Origin of the sequence: Candidatus Kosakonia sp. 282A-S69 (assembly GCF_029433855.1) — a bacterium.
Taxonomy (GTDB): Bacteria; Pseudomonadota; Gammaproteobacteria; order Enterobacterales; family Enterobacteriaceae; genus Kosakonia; species Kosakonia cowanii_A.
Genome location: NZ_JAROAU010000005.1, coordinates 243,979 through 244,251, shown reverse-complemented (window position 1 = coordinate 244,251; position 273 = coordinate 243,979). Strand labels below are relative to the sequence as shown.

1 protein-coding gene is annotated in these 273 nt (G+C 50.5%); it reads left to right on the top strand.

Features of this window, described 5'->3' with window-relative positions; genetic code table 11:
* Positions 1 to 273, top strand: a 273-nt coding sequence (locus tag PU683_RS22175) for an AI-2E family transporter (protein WP_277174665.1), incomplete at both ends; no start/stop codon positions are given.

Sequence of the window (273 nt, the reverse complement as noted above, 5' to 3'; positions counted from 1 at the left end):
ACTCCGAAGTCGTGGAGAAAGCGGGGCAGCGCCTTTTTGCGGGATGTGGATGATTCGCTTGGCGATTATATCCGAGGCCAGCTTTTGGTCTGCTTGATTCTTGGCGTGATTGCAGGCATTTCGTTCTGGGTATTTGGGCTTCCATATCCGCTGATACTTGGCCTTATCTCTGGAGTAACGAATGTCATCCCGTATTTTGGCCCTTTCATCGGAGCTGTTCCTGCGTTGTTAATTGCGATGACGATCTCAGTCAAGGCGGTTCTTGTTGTGGTG